This window comes from Pseudomonas sp. HMSC063H08, assembly GCF_001813645.1.
Taxonomy (GTDB): Bacteria; Pseudomonadota; Gammaproteobacteria; order Pseudomonadales; family Pseudomonadaceae; genus Pseudomonas; species Pseudomonas aeruginosa.
The window spans coordinates 524-1,914 of record NZ_KV813436.1 but is presented as its reverse complement, the minus strand read 5'-3'; the positions used below and the strand labels follow the sequence as shown (position 1 = coordinate 1,914).

The following is a 1,391-nucleotide window of genomic DNA, read 5'->3' as shown; positions in this document are numbered from 1 at the left end:
GAGATCCACCCGCGCCGCGGTCGCTGGCGGCAGCTCGATGAACAGATCGAGCGCCAGATATGGTTCCGCTGGGAGCACCTGATGCAGGAAAATCAGGTCCGCCTTGAGGACAGCATGGAGTTGCTGGACATCGCGATGATCCTCACAGAGGAAATCAACGCCGGAATCGAACAAGACAGTCCAGAATTCATCAGCCTCGCCATTGTTTGGTCTCTCATCCAGAGCTGGTTGAAAGACGGGCTCTATCCGTCTGGCAAGTCGAGCCAGAGCCAGGCGGGCCTGCAAAAGTCCCAATCCACTCTTTACCTCGCTAGCGTCAGCTCACACCTGCCCCACTCTGCCCCATCCGCAACAACGCAGGTGAACGCTGAGACAGAACGTCAACAACTACTGAACCTGGTTCAGTCGGAAGGCGACACAGCACCATGAGGCTGTCGCGCTTTCCCATCTCGACACTGCTGGACTCGGCCTCGGGGCATCTCGAGGCCCATTTGTATAAGAAGCGGCTTGCTGCCGAAAGCGGCGAACCGCTGGCTCAACAATATTCCGGCATCATTTTCAGCGGCAATCCTCATGAAACCGTTCCACGGCGCCTCCTCCTGGATAAGCGTCTCACTCCGCTGGAGCGGAACTGCTGGCAAGTTTTCCGCTTGCTCATCAACGACGACGGACTGACCGCGTTCCCGACATACGAGCAACTGCGCCCCTATCTCGGCATGCAGCCGGGCAAGATCGCCTCGCGCGAAACCATCGCCAAGGCACTCACGGTCCTTCGTCTGACCCGCTGGCTCAGCCTCGGCCGACGCCTGCGCAACGACCTCAACGGACAAGTACAGGGCAACGTCTACATCCTTCACGACGAGCCTGTCTCTCCAGCCGAAGCCTTGGAGTTGGACACCGACTACATGCAGTTGCTGAGCCAGTCCACCGGCCACAGCAACCGAGCCATACGCGAAATCGGCCAGATCACCTGGCGGGAGTTCAGGGATGACCCGGACGTTGGTCGCCGCCTCCCAACCCATCTGGAGAAGCTCGAGGGACGCTTGAACCACCAGCAATGGGCTATCGATAGTCAGCTCGAAGCGGATCCAGCGGTAGAGTTCGGCATCCGAACTCGGCCCGATCTACCTCACTCAACCCCGAGTTCGGATGCCGAACTCAGTGAAATCAGCGGCAAGCAATGCGCTTTACCGCTGAGTTCGGATGCCGAACCCAGACAGAATCCGCCGAGTACGCCCTTGGTTCGGATGCCGAACTCATATAGTACGTATACATACAAACAAGATTCTGTATGTAAAAAACCAGTACAACCGCGAGCACGCGAGGAAGCACATCCGAACTGGCAGGATCTCCTGAACGCACTGGAGGCCGAGCAACGGATCCAAGCCGTA

General features: G+C 58.2%; 1 protein-coding gene and 1 pseudogene. Both read left to right on the top strand.

Annotated features, from left to right (window positions below):
- Positions 1–429, top strand: a pseudogene (locus HMPREF2924_RS14275) (DUF2857 domain-containing protein); the annotation flags it as partial.
- On the top strand, positions 426–1,391 hold a 966-nt coding region (locus HMPREF2924_RS14270), incomplete at its 3' end, for an STY4528 family pathogenicity island replication protein (protein WP_256567951.1). The pseudogene HMPREF2924_RS14275 and the gene HMPREF2924_RS14270, both read left to right, overlap by 4 nt.